Source organism: Salmonella sp. SAL4457 (assembly GCF_046548235.1).
Lineage (GTDB): Bacteria > Pseudomonadota > Gammaproteobacteria > Enterobacterales > Enterobacteriaceae > Salmonella > Salmonella enterica.
Map to the genome: position 1 here is coordinate 1 of NZ_JBGDZO010000162.1, position 353 is coordinate 353.

Sequence of the window (353 nt, forward strand, 5' to 3'; positions counted from 1 at the left end):
GGTGAGTAGCGGCATTGGTGTGGCCGTTCGCATGGCAGTCGAAGCAGGCTACGCCGCGGCTCGGATGCTCGCTACGGCGATCGTCGGTGAGGTTGAACTGCTGCTGCGGAAAGGCCGTTAGCAGCAGGCGCAGCCCTTCCAGCTGCTTGGGATTGAGAATCCCGTTGAACAACTCGAAATAGTTGTCGATGGTCACCAGCTTGCCCTTGGACACATCGCCCAGGTCAGGCCGGGTGGTAAGGAACATCGGTGCCGGGAATTCCGGCAGGAAGTGGTCCGGCAGGTCGTAGTCGAGGTCGAAACGGGTCAGGTCGCGGCTTTCCTGGCGCTTGATCTCGTCGATGAGGAACTTG

At 60.6% G+C, this 353-nt stretch carries 1 protein-coding gene; it reads right to left on the reverse strand.

Annotated elements, in window-relative coordinates:
- Positions 1-353: hypothetical protein (locus tag ACLJNW_RS23720; protein WP_410961161.1), on the reverse strand; the 353-nt coding region annotated here is incomplete at both ends.